The sequence below is a fragment of the Sporosarcina saromensis genome (assembly GCF_054901285.1).
Genome location: NZ_CM142738.1, coordinates 3476370 through 3494832, shown reverse-complemented (window position 1 = coordinate 3494832; position 18463 = coordinate 3476370). Strand labels below are relative to the sequence as shown.

15 protein-coding genes are annotated in these 18463 nt (G+C 41.1%); 6 read left to right on the top strand and 9 right to left on the bottom strand.

Annotated elements, in window-relative coordinates:
• The first annotated feature begins 23 nt into the window (after positions 1-23).
• Together ACVHUV_RS17735 and ACVHUV_RS17730 are read left to right on the top strand one after the other, a co-directional pair.
• Positions 24-1994: a TRAP transporter permease gene (locus ACVHUV_RS17735; RefSeq protein ID WP_371389110.1), complete on the top strand. Its 1971-nt coding sequence runs from the start codon at positions 24-26 to the stop codon at positions 1992-1994.
• Positions 1995-2286: 292 nt separating this feature from the next.
• Positions 2287-3024, top strand: a complete 738-nt coding sequence (locus ACVHUV_RS17730; RefSeq protein ID WP_462085491.1) for an SDR family NAD(P)-dependent oxidoreductase — start codon at positions 2287-2289, stop codon at positions 3022-3024.
• A 338-nt stretch (positions 3025-3362) separates the two neighbouring features.
• Here the strand turns inward: ACVHUV_RS17730 and ACVHUV_RS17725 are convergent, their stop codons facing one another.
• The 4 genes from ACVHUV_RS17725 to ACVHUV_RS17710 form a co-directional block, all read right to left on the bottom strand.
• Positions 3363-5036 (bottom strand): ABC transporter ATP-binding protein, encoded by a 1674-nt coding sequence (locus tag ACVHUV_RS17725; protein WP_462085490.1) that lies wholly within the window; start codon positions 5034-5036, stop codon positions 3363-3365.
• Positions 5033-5803, bottom strand: coding sequence for an energy-coupling factor transporter transmembrane component T family protein (locus ACVHUV_RS17720; protein ID WP_462085489.1), 771 nt, complete (start codon positions 5801-5803; stop codon positions 5033-5035). The genes ACVHUV_RS17725 and ACVHUV_RS17720 overlap by 4 nt, the downstream gene beginning before the upstream one ends.
• 21 nt (positions 5804-5824) lie before the next feature.
• Positions 5825-6427 (bottom strand): ECF transporter S component, encoded by a 603-nt coding sequence (locus ACVHUV_RS17715; protein ID WP_462085488.1) that lies wholly within the window; start codon positions 6425-6427, stop codon positions 5825-5827.
• 177 nt (positions 6428-6604) lie between these two features.
• Entirely contained in the window at positions 6605-6964 is a 360-nt protein-coding gene (locus ACVHUV_RS17710) for an SCP2 sterol-binding domain-containing protein (RefSeq protein WP_371389114.1), read from the bottom strand.
• A 239-nt stretch (positions 6965-7203) separates the two neighbouring features.
• Between ACVHUV_RS17710 and ACVHUV_RS17705 the strand changes: the two genes are divergently transcribed.
• Entirely contained in the window at positions 7204-9105 is a 1902-nt protein-coding gene (locus ACVHUV_RS17705) for a sensor domain-containing phosphodiesterase (protein ID WP_462085487.1), read from the top strand.
• A 75-nt stretch (positions 9106-9180) separates the two neighbouring features.
• On the opposite strand, the gene ACVHUV_RS17700 is transcribed toward ACVHUV_RS17705, so the two are convergent.
• The 3 genes from ACVHUV_RS17700 to ACVHUV_RS17690 are packed head-to-tail and all read right to left on the bottom strand — an operon-like array spanning position 9181 to position 11408.
• Positions 9181-10830, bottom strand: coding sequence for a b(o/a)3-type cytochrome-c oxidase subunit 1 (locus ACVHUV_RS17700; RefSeq protein ID WP_462086942.1), 1650 nt, complete (start codon positions 10828-10830; stop codon positions 9181-9183).
• Positions 10830-11336, bottom strand: coding sequence for a cytochrome c oxidase subunit II (locus ACVHUV_RS17695; RefSeq protein ID WP_317942438.1), 507 nt, complete (start codon positions 11334-11336; stop codon positions 10830-10832). The genes ACVHUV_RS17700 and ACVHUV_RS17695 overlap by 1 nt, the downstream gene beginning before the upstream one ends.
• A gap of 24 nt (positions 11337-11360) precedes the next feature.
• Positions 11361-11408 carry a cytochrome c oxidase subunit 2A gene (locus tag ACVHUV_RS17690; RefSeq protein WP_462086941.1) on the bottom strand — a complete coding sequence of 16 codons (48 nt, stop codon included), beginning with the start codon at positions 11406-11408 and terminating at the stop codon, positions 11361-11363.
• A gap of 407 nt (positions 11409-11815) precedes the next feature.
• Here ACVHUV_RS17690 and ACVHUV_RS17685 point away from each other — a divergent pair, with 407 nt between their 5' ends.
• Both ACVHUV_RS17685 and ACVHUV_RS17680 read left to right on the top strand, forming a co-directional pair.
• Complete coding sequence (locus tag ACVHUV_RS17685; RefSeq protein ID WP_462085486.1) at positions 11816-12517, top strand: glucosamine-6-phosphate deaminase; 702 nt, start codon at positions 11816-11818, stop codon at positions 12515-12517.
• A 329-nt stretch (positions 12518-12846) separates the two neighbouring features.
• Positions 12847-13332 carry a C40 family peptidase gene (locus ACVHUV_RS17680; RefSeq protein ID WP_317942441.1) on the top strand — a complete coding sequence of 162 codons (486 nt, stop codon included), beginning with the start codon at positions 12847-12849 and terminating at the stop codon, positions 13330-13332.
• Positions 13333-13911: 579 nt separating this feature from the next.
• On the opposite strand, the gene ACVHUV_RS17675 is transcribed toward ACVHUV_RS17680, so the two are convergent.
• Both ACVHUV_RS17675 and secA2 read right to left on the bottom strand, forming a co-directional pair.
• The gene (locus tag ACVHUV_RS17675) at positions 13912-14805 is read right to left on the bottom strand and encodes an accessory Sec system S-layer assembly protein (protein ID WP_462085485.1); all 894 of its coding nucleotides are present in this window, start codon (positions 14803-14805) and stop codon (positions 13912-13914) included.
• A complete protein-coding gene (secA2, locus tag ACVHUV_RS17670; protein ID WP_462085484.1) occupies positions 14805-17168 on the bottom strand; it encodes an accessory Sec system translocase SecA2 in 2364 nt (787 codons plus the stop codon). The genes ACVHUV_RS17675 and secA2 overlap by 1 nt, the downstream gene beginning before the upstream one ends.
• A 228-nt stretch (positions 17169-17396) precedes the next feature.
• Here secA2 and ACVHUV_RS17665 point away from each other — a divergent pair, with 228 nt between their 5' ends.
• Complete coding sequence (locus ACVHUV_RS17665) at positions 17397-18446, top strand: glycosyltransferase family 4 protein (protein ID WP_317942444.1); 1050 nt, start codon at positions 17397-17399, stop codon at positions 18444-18446.
• The last annotated feature ends 17 nt before the right edge of the window (positions 18447-18463 follow it).

Genomic DNA, 18463 nt, shown 5'->3' with positions numbered 1-18463 from the left:
TCAGCGTAGAAAGGCGGCAATTTATGAAAGAACAAAAGGTGGTAGATGCACAAGATATTCTTGAAAAGTACGACAAGGAAAGTCAGTTTCGAACGGAAATTGGTAAGTGGAAGTGGGTCGTTTCATTTCTCGCGATTGCTTTAACCGTTTTTCATTTGTATACGGGTGCGACGAGTGTATTGCCTTCTCAACAGCAGGGGGCAATCCATTTGGGCACCGCATTAGGCATTGTCTTTCTATTGTATCCGGCAAAGAAGGCGTGGCGGTCAACCCAGAAACATGTTCCTTGGTATGATGTACTACTGGCTTTCACTGCTATGTATGTGTCTTATCATAAAATCATCTTTCTTGACGCCATTCAGCAAAGTATCGTATCAGGATACAGCTTGCTAGACATCATCATTTCAATAGTGGGTGTGCTTCTTGTTCTCGAAGCAGCTAGGCGGACGATTGGATTGCCGATTGTCATCGTGGCGTCAGTGGCAATTTTATATGCTGTATTGGGGAATTATGTTCCAACAAAAATCTTGTCCCATGCCGGATTTTCAGTAGACCGAACGATGGCGACACTTTGGTTCCGGGAAAGCGGTGTTTTCGGCACGCCACTACAGATTTCCGCGAAATTCATCTTTTTGTTCCTGTTTTTTGGTGTGTTGCTTGTCAATACACCTATTGGGAAATTCTTTAATAACTTAGCTTTTTCACTTACAGGTCGCTATACTGGCGGAACTGCCAAAGCAGCAGTTGTTGCGAGTGCATTACAAGGAACTGTTTCAGGAAGTTCTGTCGGGAATACAGTTGCTACGGGAAGTTTTACGATTCCGATGATGAAAAGAGCCGGTTTTAAACCAGAATTTTCTGCAGCGACAGAAGCTTCTGCGTCAACAGGCGGACAAATCATGCCACCAATGATGGGTGCAGCAGCATTCATTATGATGGAATATCTCGGAGTCAGCTATGCCACAATAATGTTAGCCGCGCTTATTCCAGCGATTTTGTACTTCACAGGCATTTTCATCGGCACGCATTTTGAGGCGAAAAGATTGAAAATACTCGGATTACCAAAGTCGGAGTTGCCTGTCTTTAAGAAAATTTTTGTGCGGGATGGCTATATGATTGTGCCATTGCTCGTTATTATTGTGACGATTATGTCTGGTTTCACTCCGCAGCGAGCAGCTTTATTCGGTATCCTTTCAGCGTTCATCATCTGGCTATTTAATGCACTGATCCGGAAAGAATCTGAATTCAATTTTAAGCGGATCTTGTACGTGTTGGAGCAAGGTGGTAGAGTGGCGCTTCCTGTTATTGCGGCGGTTGCTACGGCAGGAATCATTGCAGGTGTGGTCAGTATGACAGGACTAGGGGCTAAATTTGCTGCAGGCATTATTGCATTATCAAATGGGTATCTCATTTTAGCATTATTTTTTACAATGATTGCTTGTATCATTTTAGGAATGGGCTTGCCGACTACTGCAAATTATGTTGTGACAGCAACGATCGCCGCGCCTGCTCTTATTAATGAATTCGGCATTGCCCCGATTGCTGCGCATATGTTTGTATTCTACTTTGGCATCGTAGCAGATATTACGCCGCCTGTTTGTTTAGCTGCGTATGCAGGAGCAGGAATTGCGAAGGCAAATCCATTTAAAACAGGTACAACCGCCGTAAAATTAGCCATCGCAGCTTTCATTATTCCCTATATCTTCATCTACAACCCGATTCTTGTCTTTGTAGATGTCACGCCGGTAAAACTTATTTTAGGTTTGTTAACGGCACTCATCGGCATGATGGGGGTGAGTAGCGCTGTTATCGGTTATTTCATACGGAATTGTCGAATGATTGAAAGGTTATTCCTTTTTACAGGCGGTTTACTGTTAATCATCCCTGAACTGACGACAAGTACAATAGGGCTCTTGCTCATTACAATCGTCTGGTTCATTCAACGCAGAAGACCAAAAGAACAAGGAGCTGTCCAGCAAGAAATAACGGTTTAATCGTATACTACATCATTAAATAGTTAATAAAGGTAGTCGGAAGATGAATTCCTGCTACCTTTTTATTTTCGCTAGTAGGCAAAATTGCATCAGAATGATCTTAACGGCATTGGACCGTTTATTACCAATAATTTTTTGAAGTTTTTAGTGAATAATTCGCTCTTTACCTGTACATAACAAGCATCGACAAACAAATGACAATTTCTTGGAATCGAGTCTTTACGGTTGAGTTTCATTGTAAAAAGGATTATTATTTAAGTGTTAAATTAAATTGAGAATTGGAGCGGTAAACATGAACAGATTCCAAGATAAAGTTGTATTCATTACAGGTGGCGCATCCGGTATGGGTGAGAAAATGGTAAAATTGTACGCTGCTGAAGGCGCGAAAGTTGTAGCTGCTGATATTAACGAAGCTGCCTTGACTGAAAAATGGGGTTCTTATGATAACGTAATGACGGTTGTGTTAAATGTTACAGACGACGCACAATGGGCAGAAGCGATGAAAAAAGCAGTCGATTCTCTTGGCAAAATTGATATCCTCGTTAACAACGCTGGTATCTCTACTGAAAAAGGAATGAATGACATTACAATCGAAGACTGGCGTCGCCTGTCTGACATCAATGGATTCGGTACATTCCTCGGAATGAAACACGCATCTCAATACATGAAAGAAGCAAAAAAAGGTTCAATCGTGAACATTTCTTCTTACACGGCTTTAATCGGCATGGGACTTAACCCATATTCAGCATCTAAAGGGTCAGTTCGTGCTATTTCTAAAGCAGCTGCAGCAGAGTTTGGACAACATGGAATTCGGGTTAATACGATTTTCCCAGGCATTATTGAAACTCCTATGACTAAATCTCTTGAAGACACGAAAGATGTTGTCAATGCACTTATCCGTATGACACCATTACAACGTCTAGGTCAACCAGAAGATGTTGCGAATGCAGTTCTTTTCCTTTCTTCAGACGAAGCATCTTACATTACAGGCGCTGAACTCGTTATCGATGGTGGATACGCAGCACGCTAAAAATGTTCAAACAGCCACACTGCCCGACAAAGGCATATGTGGCTGTTTTTTTATACCTATAGTTCTACTGCCTTAATGACATTAGCATTTCATCTCTAAAGTGCTTGATTGGTCAAAAGCATTCAGCGCGACTCATGCCCTCTGCTTCTAAAAATCTCCGCGTCCATAAGCAAACGCCGCATAACTCGCTCAAACGCGGCAAACTCCTCAGAAACGCGGCATAACTCGCCCGAACGCGGCAAACTTCCGCGAAACGCCGCATAACCCGCCCGAACGCGGCAAAAATCCCCGAAACGCCGCATAACCCGCCCAAAATCGCACCAAACCCCACAAAAACTCTACCTGCATTCAAACAAAATTTCTTCCTCTTTCAAAACCACTTCATTGTACCCGAGCGAATGCACAATTTGAGTAATCATCGGTTGCTCAACATTTGCAAGGGTTAATCGCTCTTGATCCGCAAATGCTTCTCGTGTTGGCCCGTCAAATAGAACGCTTCCCGCGTGGAAAATAATCGTCCGATTAAACGTCGAGGCTACAAAATCCATATCGTGTAAAATGCAAATAACGAGTTTTCCGCTTTCTTGTAAAGAATGTATGATCTTTTTTATTTGCTGTTTCCCTTGATAGTCTTGCCCAATCGTCGGTTCATCGAAAATGATAATTGGTGGGTCCATTGCCAAAATGGAAGCGATTGTAACCATTTTTCGTTCCGCTAGGCTGAGATCATAGGGGTGCTCCTGTGCTTTATGTTGCAAGCCGACGAGCTCTAATGCGTTCTCAGCATTGGCATACGCAACATCTTTTGAAACACCAATTGTTAACGGACCAAATAGTACTTCTTCCCATACAGTACTTTTAAAGATTTGATCGTTGGGATTCTGAAAGATGAGGCCAACAGTTTTGGCGAGTGACGCTGTTGTTTCATCACGTGTATGTTTTCCGTCAATCAGTATATGTCCTGAATCAGGAGTGAGCAAAGCCTTTAACAATTTAACAAAAGTTGTTTTGCCGGCTCCGTTTTCACCAATAATGGCAATTGGCTCACCACTTAACGTCAAATTGATCTGCTGAAGGACCTCATTAGTAGCATATCGATAAGCAAGTTCACGGACCTCAATTACCGGTGTTTTCGGTTGTCTCGTGGATGTAATCACTTCATCAAACGAAAAACGCAATGTTTTTGTCGGACTCCAAATGTTTTGAACATGTGCATCATCACCAACCCGAACAGATTGAGGTTGAGCGCAAAACCGTTTAAGTTTTTCGGTCATTGGTAACTCCACACCGTACGCTTCCAAGTCATCTCTAGCAAACAACTCTTCCGGTTTGCTAGCCTGCAATAATTGTCCTTCATGCATGAATAAAATTCGATCAGCATGAGTCGATAATTTTTCAATATTTTGTTCAATCATAATAATGGTCATACCACTATCTGCTAACCTTCTGGCAATCCGAAAGACATCAGCCACTCCCTTTGGATCAAGTTGAGACGTCGGTTCATCCAAAATGAGTACATCGGGTTGCATCGCGAGTATACTAGCAAGCGCAACACGCTGCATCTGTCCACCAGACAAGGAAAATGGGTTTCTTGCGTGCAAGTTTTCTATGTCGAGCAAACGCATACACTCTGAAATTCGCTGTTGCATTTGTTTTCGAGAGACCCCCATGTTCTCTAAACCAAAAGCAATCTCTTCATAGACAGTCGTTTTCGCCCCTGTCATCTGCGCAAAAGGATTGTCGAATACAACTCCGACTTTTGACATGATGTCACACAAATCATTGGCAAGTATTTCCTCGTTATCAATCATTACTTTTCCGCCGTATGCTCCTTTAAAGAAATGGGGAACGAGACCGGACAATGCGTACGCTAATGTCGTCTTTCCAGCTGTATTCATTCCGACAATGCCAATAAATTCTCCTTTATCAATTGAAAATGAAAGATCTTCTAACGCAAATGTTGTACTGTTTGGGTATTTATACTTCAACTGTTGCGCACGTATGAAACTCATACAAATAACCTCCAAAAGACGACACTCATAAATGCTGTACATAGAAGAGCCCTTACCAACACACTGTGTGCGTAAACAATTGGCTCTTGAATGGACGTCCGTTTCCCTCTTACATTAAAACCACGTGCTTCTAATGCAAGAGAGCGCTCACGTGTTTCGCTCAATCCATTTAGCACAACCGGTCCGAGCAGGGGAATGAAAGACTTTAAGCGAACCCATAAACTACCTTCTGTTTCCAATCCTCTTGATCGTTGTGCTTCGGTAATTTTCTGTGCACGTCCTAGCATTTGTGGAATGATTTGCAACACGGAGAGCAGTACATATCCGAACCGTGGGGATAGCCCTTTTTGAACAAGAGCATCGACCAATTCACTTGGTTTTGTCGTTAAGATAAGCACCCCAAAGCTTAACAGCATATTCATTAGCCGGAGCGTTAGTAAAAGAGCAACTGAAAAACCTTCCTTGTAAATAGGGAAAGTACCAATCTCAACTAAAATAGTGGCACGATCAGGATGAAAGAAGCCGTGAATAATGAGAATAGACCCGATTAAAAACAAGCTCAATCCGATAACGGGTAAGATAAACTTAAACACGTTGCCGATCCACAATACAAAACACGCAAGCAACACGGCACCGACGGCGAATAAATGACTTTGCATCATATAGGTTGAGACAACAGATAAGACAACGAACAATAGTTTTGTAAGTGGATCGATTCGGTGTATTGGTGACGGCCTCTCAACATACAACGTCATGTTCTTGTTCAATGCTATCAAACCTTTCCTAATTTATAGCCGCTCGATTTCACTACCCGCAGTATACAGTTGTTTAACGTTTTTCGGGAGTCCTTTAAACAGTAAATAACTGAGCAAAACAGTGACAACTTTGTCTGGTACATCGACAACTACACTATCTGCGAATGAAGCGAACCAAACAGGCAACTCGTTTGAGATGAGTATTGCAAACAGCGCATCTCCCCAAACGTTGTCTGTCAGACCATCCCAAAAAAGAATATTCAACGGTGTCGAAACAGTCGCAGCTACGAGTCCGACAACGAGTCCAAGGACGATTGCCTTCTTCACACTAGATATCCACCCTTTATACGCCATAATTCCGGCGACAAGACCGATGACCGCTTGTGTAATTGCATAGACGAAAGAAACGGGATTTGTTGTAAAGCCGTAGATGATGTTATTAATAATGCCAACTAGCGCACCAATAATTGGCCCGGCTAGCATACTTGAAAGCACTGTGCCAATGGAATCCACCCAAAGCGGTAACTTTAACAAACTTGCAAACAGTTTTCCAAGATAATTAATACCAATCGCAACAGGAATCAAAACGAGTGCTACAGTTGAAAACTGGAACGACCACATACTTCTTTTATTCATTTGATCTTCTCCTCAACACATTATTATTATGTCTTTCAACTAGTGTAAAGACACATGTATATACTAATATATTTACAGAGAATAAGGAAGAGCCTATTTACTAAATCCTGAGCAAGTAGCTTTTCCTCGATACGTAAAAAAACCGACTCAAGTATTCCATTGAGTCAGCAATCTACGTTATAATTGATATTCTTTTAATAAATTTTCAAGTTGTAAAGCAAGGCCAATATTGCCTTTTACTTTTAACTTACCCATCATGAACGCTGCTGCTGAGTTGAAATCGCCAATAAGCAGTTTTTTGAAGTCTTTGACACTCATCTTTAGTGAACAATCAACTTCTTCACCGGATTTACCGTCTGTTTCATCATAGACTTCTGCGCTTTCGTCCATAAATTTCATGACATAACTGCCACCATCTTCACCGGTCAATTCAATACGATACGTCGTCTTCAATCCTTTATAGGGTTCTCGATTTTCAAGCAATCGCTTCCTGATCTCATGCCAAATTGCATCCATGCTCATCGCTTCAACATTCATCCATCAACATCCTCCTAGTAAGTGACTGATTATTCATTCAGTATAGCATATCTCCATGCAAGGAGAGTAAATAAAGTTCCATAATATCGAAGAACCTACGTAAATTGTAAATGTGTCTGAAAGAAGCGTGACATAAAAGAAGAATTTTGAAAAATAGCGGATAATGCTTTAAGAAATGTATAAAATTGTCGATAACAGGAGTAGGTATTTATTGTATAGAAAGGTGGTGTACTAGTTATATGCAACATTCCCTAGAGGAAATTGAGAAGATATTGGAACAGATGATGGAAAAGCAAGAATATATTTTTACACATGCACAACAATTGAACGTATCCAGAGAGTCTATTGCAGATATGCTGCTTGAAATTTGTATCCGTATCGCACAAATTATTGATTGTGAAAAAGTAAGTATTTGGTTGTTTAATGAAGATCATTCAATATTAAACGCGCAAACGATTTATGAACACCCAAACAAACAAGTTCCGCTAACAAATCTTTACCGACACTCGGCACCTTCTTATTTCAAAGCAATTGAGCAAGAGCGAATTATTGCTGTGTCTAACGTCATGACCGATCCGAGAACATGTGAGTTGAAAGAAGACAGCCAATACCGAAATGGACCCATTCAATCTATAGTAGACGCCTCTATTTTACTCAGTAAAGGGATTGGAGGCGTGCTTTGTTGTGAATCAATCCATCAGAGAGAGTGGACGGTTTTTGAAAAAGTACTTGTAACGTCCATTGCGGACATGCTGTCTTTCCTCTTTGATCGTTTAGAAAGAATTGAAGTGGAAGAGCATGTTCATCACTTAGCCTATAAAGATTTGGTCACAGGACTGGACAATCAATATGCTTTCAATGAGAAAGTGACAGAAAAGCTCCGAACATTGGCAACACATGAGCGTGGATTGTTCATGTATTTTGTGCTCGATCAATTCACAGAAGTCCAAGGTGTGCTCGGCCATGATGGAGCTGACCAAATGCTGAAAATAACAGCTGAGCGTTTAAAAGAGCTCTTTCCTGAACCTGCCCAGACAGCACGAATCGCTTTTGATCATTTCATCCTCTTTTCGCCATTCGAAGGAGAATTGAGTGACAAAAGAAAAATGTTGGATCATATTACCAACAAGTTAAAGCATCCCATGTACATTTGCGGACAGGAAGTGTATATGACTTTTAGTTATGGTGCCGCAATTTATCCTGATCATGCGAAAGATGTAAAACATGGAATTCAAGCAGCTTATATGGCATTGCAAGCGGGGAGAAAGACGTCCAATCGAAAAAGTGGCAGTGTTTACAACCCTAACATGCATACATATTTAAAAGAAACAATGTTATCTGAAATGAATTTACGCAGAGGTTTGGATTTAAATGAATTTCAGCTCCACTATCAGCCGCAAGTCAATTGTCGAACGGGGGAAGTCATAGGTTTTGAAGCACTGCTCAGATGGCAACACCCTGAAAGAGGACTTATTTTTCCATCTGATTTTATCGAACTGGCTGAGTCGACCGGTTTAATAACGCCAATAGGTGAATGGGTCATTCGAGAAGCGGTTAAACAAATTAGCGAATGGAACAAAATGGGTATTGAGAATGTTACCGTGTCCATCAACTTGTCTCCTAGACATTTTCTACACCATAATTTACCTTTCTTCTTGGAACAATGTATTCAAGAAGCACGTATTAAACCGCAAAGGCTCGTTTTGGAAATTACAGAAAATGTCGCCATGGAAGAACAAAGAGCTGTGACTAGCCGCATTAAACTTTTAAAGGAAATGGGCTATTCCGTGTCAATCGATGATTTTGGAAAAGGCTATTCAGCATTTATTTATTTGAAGCATTTTCCGATTAATGAAATAAAAATTGACCGAGAATTCATTAGTGAGTTAGGATCGAACATGCAAAGCATCGGGATTGTGCAAACGATCATTCATCTCGCTGAAATGTTAGGGTTACGGACAATTGGTGAAGGTGTGGAAACAAAAGAGCAGTGGGACATACTAAAGCAACTTGGTTGTTCGCAGCTCCAAGGGTATTATTTCAGTAAACCGATTGAGGTAAATCAAATCAATGATCTGTTTCACAAGTACGGTAGGGGAGGTAAGCTCCTTCTTCCTTCTGCGAGTAAAGTATTATTATAAGTTGAGTCGTTTGATCTGACTTGAAAAATGAAAAACCGCACGAAAGTTTCGTGCGGTTTTTCTATTCCATTCTTTTTATCGACCGATTGGCCAATCAAACGGAATGGACCCTGGTGGAGAGTGTTTTAGAATATCAAACACTGGAATTGTGTATGCGAAAAGGATAAGGGCAATCGTAATGCCGATCCATAAGTACCAGTTCTCTAAAATCTTTGGTGTCGGTTCTGCATCTTCTTCCTCTTCTGCAATCGGAAATTCCTGAACGCCTTTCGGTGCGAAATAAGCGATTTGGATGAAAATGTAAATCATTAATAAGATACCGATAAAGAGAATTGTGCCGCCGACTGCTTGCGCAATTTGATAACTGATCCACGTATCCACTTGCTCGCCACCTGCGTAATTCGAGAAGTTGGAACGGCGTGGACCACCTAATAATCCTTGAATATGCATGGCGGTTGACATGATCGTCATACCAACTGTCCAAATGATCGTTTGGATGATGCCGAGGCGATTCAGTTTTGGCGTCAAACGTCTACCCGTCAAATGAGGCACTAGCCAATAGGCAATTCCGAAATACGTAAGGAGAACAGTAGTTGCCACAGTTAAATGGAAGTGGCCAGTTACCCAAATCGTATTATGGACAAGTGTGTTTACTTGGTGGGAAGCATTAACGATACCTCCAGCTCCCCCAGGAATGAACGCGACCATGCCGATAAACGGTGCTAGAAAACGAACGTCTTTCCAAGGTAAATACTTAAACCAGCCAAACAATCCTTTATGTCCTTTTCTTCGTCCAGTCGTTTCAAAAGTAGCGAAAATCGAGAATGCAGTCATAAGTGTTGGAACGACAACCATGAACGTCAACACAACTTGTATGAACTTCCACGTAGGATCGATGCCCGGTTCGGTCAATTGGTGATGGAAACCAACCGGAATGGAAAACATGAGCAATAGGATGAAAGATAATCTTGCAAGGGAATCACTGAATAATTTTCCGCCGATAATTTTCGGGATAATTGCATACCATGCCATATAAGCAGGAAGTAACCAGAAATAAACGAGTGGATGCCCGAAATACCAAAACAATGTCCGGCTTAACAAGACGTTAATTGTGGCAGCATACCCTAATGACCAAGGGATAAATTGAATGAGTACGGATGCGGCTACTCCAAGTGAAGCAATGAACCACATGGCCATGTTAATCGTTACCATGAATGCAAGCAAAGGTGATTTCTGACCTGGATTCGCTTTCTTCCAAACATACAACTGACGGAAATTGACGAACACAGCAATCCAACTTCCGACGATGACGAGTGCTAGCCCTATATAGAAGGCAACGTGGGCACGTAACGGTGCGTAAAATGTATAAAGCACATTCGCTTGACCAACGAGAATTGTTATGGCAGCCATAACCGTACCAACGAGCATTGTCCAAAAGGCAATCCATGCCCATTGACGTTGTTTATCCGAGAGACCGACTGTTTTTCCTAATAACGCAAACTGAAAACCTACAATGAAAAAAGTTGTTAAGACAAGCCCGAGAATGACTCCATGCACAGTGAGTATCGTGTAATAATTAATGCCAAATGGTAATTGAAATTCACCAGATCGAGCGAGTGTTTGCAATAAACCCATCAACCCACCAATTAATAGCGAAACAAAAGTCACATACATAAAAGACATATATAAACGGGATTCTTTCTTAGAAAAATTCCAGTCTTTCATCATTCCTCATACACCTCCACAGTTGCAAACATTTGATGGTGACCGATGCCGCAGTATTCGTTACAAACGACAGTAAACTCTCCGGTATTTTTCATAACTGTCTCCAATCGACTTACATGACCTGGTTCTACCATCATGTTGACATTCGTCCCTGCAACTTGGAAGCCGTGGATGACGTCCTTTGTTGTGATTTGAAATAAAACCGTAGATCCTTTTGGCACGCGGATTTTTTTAACGGGTTTCCCGTCATCATCTACTCCGAAATCATAATTGAAAGCTGAAGCAACAATGTTGACGGTGTATTTTCCGTCAGCAACTTCACGCAGTCCAAGATTTTCAGGCTTAAATGCTTCATGCGCTTCTACATTTTGTGGATCGATTGTTTCGATATGACTTTGTGGATGCGCACCTTTCCAAAAGGCTGCAAATCCGATAATGGCTAAAAAAAGTACGAGTGACCCTAAGCCGAATGCAAGCCATATCTTTTCAAATTTATGCAAATGCATCGTATTTCCCCCTAACCTGTATCATTATCGTGATAAAAAGAGTGCATAAATGCCGAACCAAGAAACTAGTATGAAGATCCTAAAAGCATGACAGCGATGAATGTACCTTTTAAATCCATCCCATGCTCGTTGGAACTTGGTACAAGTTGTTTGGAATTGTCTTTCGTCATTCCTTCCACCTCCTACATTCGAAAGTCGTTTGCTCATACTTTTATCTTAAGCATGTGGTAGAAATAGAGAATTAGGGAATTCCCTATGATTCATTAGATCGGGAATTCGTTCACACTTTGTACAAATGGTCTTCATAATATCGCCATAGATATGTAGTAGTGATTGAATAGGTTTGTTGGAGTGGAAAGAGGGAATAACAGATTCGACTACCCTTTTTGTGTAAATTATTCGTTTAGTTGACCATACTGTTTATGGAAATTACAATGTAAGAGGTACAATAAATCTAAAATGAAAGTCGGTTGAGAATGATGGAAAAATGTAAACTAATTAAAGTTGAAAGCCCTGAGAAAGGTGCTGAACAATTTTATCAGTTGATAAAAGAAGAGCTTGAAAACGATCGACTTCATGTGCTTGGATTGGCTACAGGAAGTACGATGATTCCGGTCTATGCAAAACTAACAGCGTCTGAGCTGGATTTTTCAAATGTAACAACATTCAATTTGGATGAATACGTCGGTCTACATGCAACGAGTCCAAACAGTTATGCATATTTCATGGATGACCATTTATTTAATAAGAAGAAGTTCAAAGAAACGAATATACCAAATGGAATGGCTGCAGATCTAGACGCGGAATGTAATCGTTATGAGCAAGCGCTGCAACAAGCAGGTCTTGACATTCAATTGCTCGGAGTCGGAGAAAATGGCCATATCGCATTTAACGAACCTGGCACACCTGCTGACTCGGTTACGCACGTAGCAGAATTGACGGATTCCACACTAGGTGTCAACAGTCAATACTTCGACAACGATGAAAAAATCCCAACGACTGCTTTGACAATGGGGATTGCTTCTATTATGAGTGCGAAAAAATTAGTCTTGCTCGCTTTCGGCGAGAAAAAACGACCAGCAATTACGAAGTTCTTGGAAGGGAAAATTGATTCCGATTGGACAATTACGTACTTGCACGAACATGATGATGTTACGATTATTACAGATTTAGACATGTAACAAGGAAGAGAAGGGGCGGGCAAACATAAGAGTGGCCTTTTCTCTAAATAATTTCATAACATAAGAAAAACTGCGTGAGGGCGACTTGTCCTTCACGCAGTTTTATTTATGCGTGCATTCGCTTGTATTAGGTATTCATTGAAATGAGCAAGTAAAGTGTACAAATAGGAGCTGTTATGGGCGGAAAATGACAAATATGTTTCAGCGTGAAATACAACGCGATTTTTGTAATGTTATTGTTACATAACTGTAATATAGGACGAGCATAGTACGTGTTAAAGTTAATGCAGATGATTTATTCAGATAAATATAAAATTTTGGGGGATTATATGAGAATATTAGCACAGGTGCAAAAGTCATTTGTTATTTTTGCAGTTTCTATCGTATTGCTCGTCTCGCCGTTCGCTAGCCAAGCTGAAGCGTCATCAATTACTATATCTGACACTGCAAAGAGTTTAAAAGGAATAAAATATAAATATGGCGGTACGACAAAAGCTGGTTTCGATTGTTCAGGGTACATCCAGTACGTATTTAAGCAACACGACATTTCATTACCTCGCACCTCTTCAGGGATGCATGCAACAGGTACGAAAGTGAACAAAGCTGACTTACTTCCAGGTGACCTTGTTTTCTTCAATACTTCCGGTAAAGGGGTATCTCACGTAGGCATCTACGTTGGTAACGGGAAATTTGCCCATGCCTCGTCTTCAAAAGGTGTACGTGTAGATGCATTAAACGATCCTTATTACTGGGGAGATAAGTACGTTGGTGCTAAACGCATTAACGGTGCCACTTCTGTTGCATCAACAAAATAAGTAATATAAGTCTCTTCCAAGAGCGGATTTTCTTTTATAGAAATTCCGTTCTTTTTGTATGCATTCAATTCAGTTGCATAAGTACTATGTGTCAAAACCTGTCGCGAATAAAAACGAACCTTACATCGCCTCTCGCATCTTTCCATGCTTTAAGGTCCTGTAAGCATTACAGTATAAAAAGCAAAACCTATATTGTAGCAAACACCTTCGCAATGCATAAACTTATCGACTAGCTCTTTGCTTAAAAGCTACATTTGTTTTGCAAACAAACCCTCTAAATTGTCAAAACCCATTTGGCGCGACAAGCTATCAATTTTGAATAGAATGTATCCGCGGTACTTAAAAGTACATAAGTTGTATCACACAACCGCAGCAAACTTCCCCAAAACGCCGCATAAATGTTCGGAACGCGGCAAACTTCTCTGAAACGCCGCATAAATGTTTAGAACGCGGCAAACTTCTCCAAAACGCCGCATAACTCCTCCAAAACGCCGCATAACAAAAAAATCCGCAGGAAACCCACTTAAAGGTCCCTGCGGAAATTCCATTATGCTTTTAAACTTTAGTTAAGGTACCTCTTTATTGTGGCACACGAATGGACCAACGGGAGAAGTCAGGGTCCTCTTTTTGTACCATTTCTTTCGGATAAATAAACGTCCACGGTTTTGATGTATTGGCCTTCACATCGAATGAATCGAGTTTGAATGATCCACGTGCAATTAGATCACCTGTAGCATCAATTAATTCTAATGGTAGATTTTCAATGTTGATTTGTTTTGAGTGGCCGTTACGAATGAATACAGAAGTGGCGATACTGCCGTCTTCCTGTTGTTTCACTTGAAATCCGGCGATGTTCACTTCACGTGGTTTTAATTTCGGCATACTTTCAACTGCTTTTTCAAGCGCTGCTTTCTGATCTGCTGAAAGCCCTTCTTCCCAAGCCGGCTCTAATTCTAGTTTGTGTGGAACCATCGATTGGACGTTAAACGCAAGTTTCCAACCTTCAGCTGGTGGGGTTTCCGCAAAAAGATTGTCTTTCGTAAAGACGAATACCCAAGGACGTGCACTCGTTGCTGGGATATCTCCCAATTCCTCTAAGTTGAACTGTTGGGACGCAAGCATATTCCCTTCACGGTCTAGCAATAACAACTCGACTTCGCCAAGTGTAATGGATTGACTGAGAGAAGAGCGGAAAAAAGCTTTAACGAGCCAATTACCGTTCGATTCATCTACGTCTATATCGATACCGGATAAAGAAATTTGATCAGGCTTCAAAGGTTCCAATTCATTCGCTAGAAATCTGAAGACGTATTCCTGTTCTTGAGAAATTGTCCATTGAGGGTGAAGGGACAGCGTCGTCTCAATATCATCTGTGCTCGCAGATGGGGCATTGCCTTCTAAAATTTCTTCGGAACCAATTGTACTATCGGAGCCTTTTTTTTCGGTTTTTGTAAATAATGAAAAGAGTTTCATTAATCTTGTCCCTCCTGTTGTTGTGAAATCAACTTCATGAAACCAATAATTTCAGAAGCAATGTTTCGGCGTAATTGTTGATAATGTTTGCCAAATAACTGCAGGCCTTCTCGTTGGTAAATACGCATCGGATCTTCTTGTCCATAAGAACGTAAGCCGATTCCTTCCTTTAGACGCGCCATCACTTCCAGGTGTTTCACCCACATGGAGTCGATATGGCTCAGCATCACTTGAGGGATGATTTCTTTAACTTCCTCATTGTCGACAAATCTGTCCAGATAGTCAAAAAGGGTTTGCAGCGCTTCATCGTAAACTTTAACAATTTCAGATGGCTTTTCCAAATTTCGTGGAAGTGTTATTGGCTCTAATAGAAGTCCATTCATCGTGCGTTCAATTCGATCAAAATCGTATTGGTCAGGCGTTTCGTGTTCAGGACAGCTATCATAGACGACAAACTCAACCGCTTCCGTCACCATTGTCTTTAATTGTTCAAAGAGATTTTCACGTTCTAGCACTTTATCTCGCAATGAATAGACGACACCACGTTGATCGTTAATAACATCGTCCAATTTCAAGTTGTATTCACGCATGGAGAAATGCGCGCCTTCTACGATTCGTTGAGTGCGTTCTGTTAGCTCATTTACTTCAGTATTTTGAACAAGACCATCTTCGTCCGCTTTTACTTTCTTATTGAACTTTTCAAGGTCATCTTTTGCAAAACGTTTGAACATATCATCTTCGAGTGAAATGAAGAATTGGCTCTCCCCTTTATCACCTTGACGACCGGAACGTCCACGCAATTGATTATCAATGCGGCGGCTTTCATGTTTTTCAGTTCCTAAGACAAAGAGGCCACCATTTTCTTCTACCCCTTCACCAAGCATAATGTCAGTTCCACGTCCAGCCATGTTTGTAGCGACCGTAATATGACCATATTGCCCCGCTTGGGATATGAGGTCGACTTCTTGTTCGACGCTTTTTGCATTTAACAAGTGGTAACGAAGGTTTTCTTTATCCAAATACTCGGCGACTTTCTCAGATTGTAAAATGGAAGTGGTCCCGACAAGGACAGGTTGTCCTGTCTTATGACGTTTCGCAACTTCTTTTGCAACAGCAATGTACTTTTGATCGGTTGTGACAAAGACTTTATCAGGTGAATCGACACGTGCTCGTGGTCGGTTTGTCGGAATTTGAATGACTTCCATGTTGTACACTTCACGAAATTCTTTTTCCTGTGTTTTTGCAGTTCCGGTCATACCACTTAGATGTGGATACATTCTAAAATAGTTTTGAATGGTAATTTGAGCTTGGGCTTTATTTTCCTCTGTAATTGGAAGCCCTTCTTTTGCTTCGATTGCCTGGTGCAAGCCGTCGGATAGTGTACGGCCTTCCATAATCCTTCCCGTGAACATATCCACGAGCTCCACTTTGTCGTCTTTGACGATATAATCCACATCTCTTTCAAAAATGACAAAAGCGCGGACAGCTTGAATCATATAATGATAAAGTGTCTGGTGTTCGAGTTCATACAGATTGTCGATCCCAAACGCCTTTTCAACTTGTTCAATCCCTTCATCAGTAAGGGATGTCGCTTTTGTCTCGTCGTCAAAGTCGAAGTGGACACCTTTTTTAAATCTTTTGGCAAGTCTTGCTGCAATGAAATGCAAATCTGCATCCGCTTGCATTTTCCCTGCAACAATCAATGGCGTCTTCGCTTCGTCAATTAACACACTATCCACTTCATCAATGATTGCGAAGTGGTACGGTCGCTGTACTTTTTGAGAAGGGTATTGGACCATGTTATCCCGAAGGTAATCAAAACCAAATTCCGTTCCAACTCCGTACGTAATGTCTGCCATGTACGCATCTTGTTTTTCACGGCCTTGCATCATCGGTACATTCAGGCCGACTGTCAAACCAAGGAAACGATGAATTTGACCGATTTGTTCATAATCGCGTTTTGCAAGATAGTCATTTACAGTGATGACATGGACACCTTTCCCTTCAAGGGCACGCAAATAAGAGGGGAGGGATGCAACAAGTGTTTTTCCTTCCCCTGTCGGCATTTCTGCAATATTTCCTTCTGACAGTACCATCCCGCCAATGAGTTGGACGTCAAAATGACGCATCCCCAGTACTCTCTTGGATGCTTCGCGAACGACGGCAAATGCTTCAGGGAGTATCGTTTGAATTGTATCTCCATCATGAATTTGCGTCTTGAAAACTTCTGTCATATGTGCAAGTTCTTCATCTGACAACGTTTCGTATTTTGCTTCTAAACTATTTATGTGTTCGACAACTTTCCGGTATTTTCGTAGTTGTCTTTCGCTCGTTTGGGTTGAACGTTTAAAAAATGATAACATGTATTGACGCTCCTTTAATTGATCCTTCACCTAAGGATATGGTTCTATTTTATCAAAGTACTTATAAAAAGACTACCGTGAGCGGTAAAAGAACAATAGTAGATTTAGGATAGTTTGCAGAAAAAGAGGGTATAGTAGTTTCAAGTTGCTAACTTGGGTGCTTTCCAACAGCAAACGTGCTATAATACTTGTGGCTAATTAAATTATTGATTTACGGGGAGGAAGGACATGTTATTCCTTGCAATGGCCGTAGCTTTCGTAGCTGCCATCATACTCACTCCGCTCGTCATTAAATTCGCATTTCGGATTGGGGCAGTCGATCATCCTAATTATCGTAAAGTGCATGCTTCTGTCATGCCGCGAATCGGTGGAGTTGCTATATTTGGCGCATTCTTTATCGGCTATTTATTATTACGTCCCGAAGATGATCTTGTAAACGCTACGGGAATTCTCGTTGGCGCGTTCATCATTATCATTACAGGTTTTTTGGATGATATGCTGGAAATCACCGCTAAAGCGAAGATGTTCGGACAGCTCATTGCTGCGATCATCGTCATTACATGGGGCGGCCTTCAAATTGACTATATTAACTTACCATTTTATGGCCAGTTCGACTTTGGTTATTTAAGTATACCAATCACAATTATTTGGATTATCGGCATCACGAATGCCATTAACCTAATTGATGGTTTAGATGGCTTGGCGGCCGGTGTTTCTACAATTGCACTGATTTCCATAACGGTGATGGCTGTCATCATGGGCAATGTGTTTGTTGTCGCAACAGCTGCAATATTGGCAGCAAGCTCTCTCGGTTTTCTATTTTACAATTTTCATCCTGCGAAAATCTTCATGGGAGATACCGGAGCGCTATTTCTCGGCTATATGATCGCAGTTCTTGCACTTTTAGGGTTCAAAAATATCGCAGTCGTATCACTCGTCATCCCGATTATTATGTTAGGTGTACCGATTTCTGATACATTCTTTGCGATTGTAAGACGCGTACGAATGAAACAACCGATTACTGCACCTGACAAATCCCATTTGCATCATTGTTTATTGCGAGCAGGGTTTTCACACCGCCAAACTGTGTTAATCATTTACGGTTTAGCAATTTTATTCGGTGTGGCAGCAGTGCTCTTCTCGCAAGCGACTGTTTGGGGAGCAATTGTGTTAATTGCAGTCATGTTACTTGCAATTGAACTTTTTGTGGAGGTAATTGGTCTAGCAGGAACGAATTATCGACCATTATTGAATCTTGTACGAATGATAGGGAAATGAAAAAAGGTGATGTGCAC

Coding starts and splice junctions, on each gene's coding strand:
- ACVHUV_RS17735 (WP_371389110.1), top strand. CDS start 24: ATGAAAGAACAAAAGGTGGTAGATGCACAAGATATTCTTGAAAAGTAC.
- ACVHUV_RS17730 (WP_462085491.1), top strand. CDS start 2,287: ATGAACAGATTCCAAGATAAAGTTGTATTCATTACAGGTGGCGCATCC.
- ACVHUV_RS17725 (WP_462085490.1), bottom strand. CDS start 5,036: ATGAGTTTCATACGTGCGCAACAGTTGAAGTATAAATACCCAAACAGT.
- ACVHUV_RS17715 (WP_462085488.1), bottom strand. CDS start 6,427: ATGAATAAAAGAAGTATGTGGTCGTTCCAGTTTTCAACTGTAGCACTC.
- ACVHUV_RS17710 (WP_371389114.1), bottom strand. CDS start 6,964: ATGAATGTTGAAGCGATGAGCATGGATGCAATTTGGCATGAGATCAGG.
- ACVHUV_RS17705 (WP_462085487.1), top strand. CDS start 7,204: ATGCAACATTCCCTAGAGGAAATTGAGAAGATATTGGAACAGATGATG.
- ACVHUV_RS17700 (WP_462086942.1), bottom strand. CDS start 10,830: ATGAAAGACTGGAATTTTTCTAAGAAAGAATCCCGTTTATATATGTCT.
- ACVHUV_RS17695 (WP_317942438.1), bottom strand. CDS start 11,336: ATGCATTTGCATAAATTTGAAAAGATATGGCTTGCATTCGGCTTAGGG.
- ACVHUV_RS17685 (WP_462085486.1), top strand. CDS start 11,816: ATGGAAAAATGTAAACTAATTAAAGTTGAAAGCCCTGAGAAAGGTGCT.
- ACVHUV_RS17680 (WP_317942441.1), top strand. CDS start 12,847: ATGAGAATATTAGCACAGGTGCAAAAGTCATTTGTTATTTTTGCAGTT.
- ACVHUV_RS17675 (WP_462085485.1), bottom strand. CDS start 14,805: ATGAAACTCTTTTCATTATTTACAAAAACCGAAAAAAAAGGCTCCGAT.
- secA2 (WP_462085484.1), bottom strand. CDS start 17,168: ATGTTATCATTTTTTAAACGTTCAACCCAAACGAGCGAAAGACAACTA.
- ACVHUV_RS17665 (WP_317942444.1), top strand. CDS start 17,397: ATGTTATTCCTTGCAATGGCCGTAGCTTTCGTAGCTGCCATCATACTC.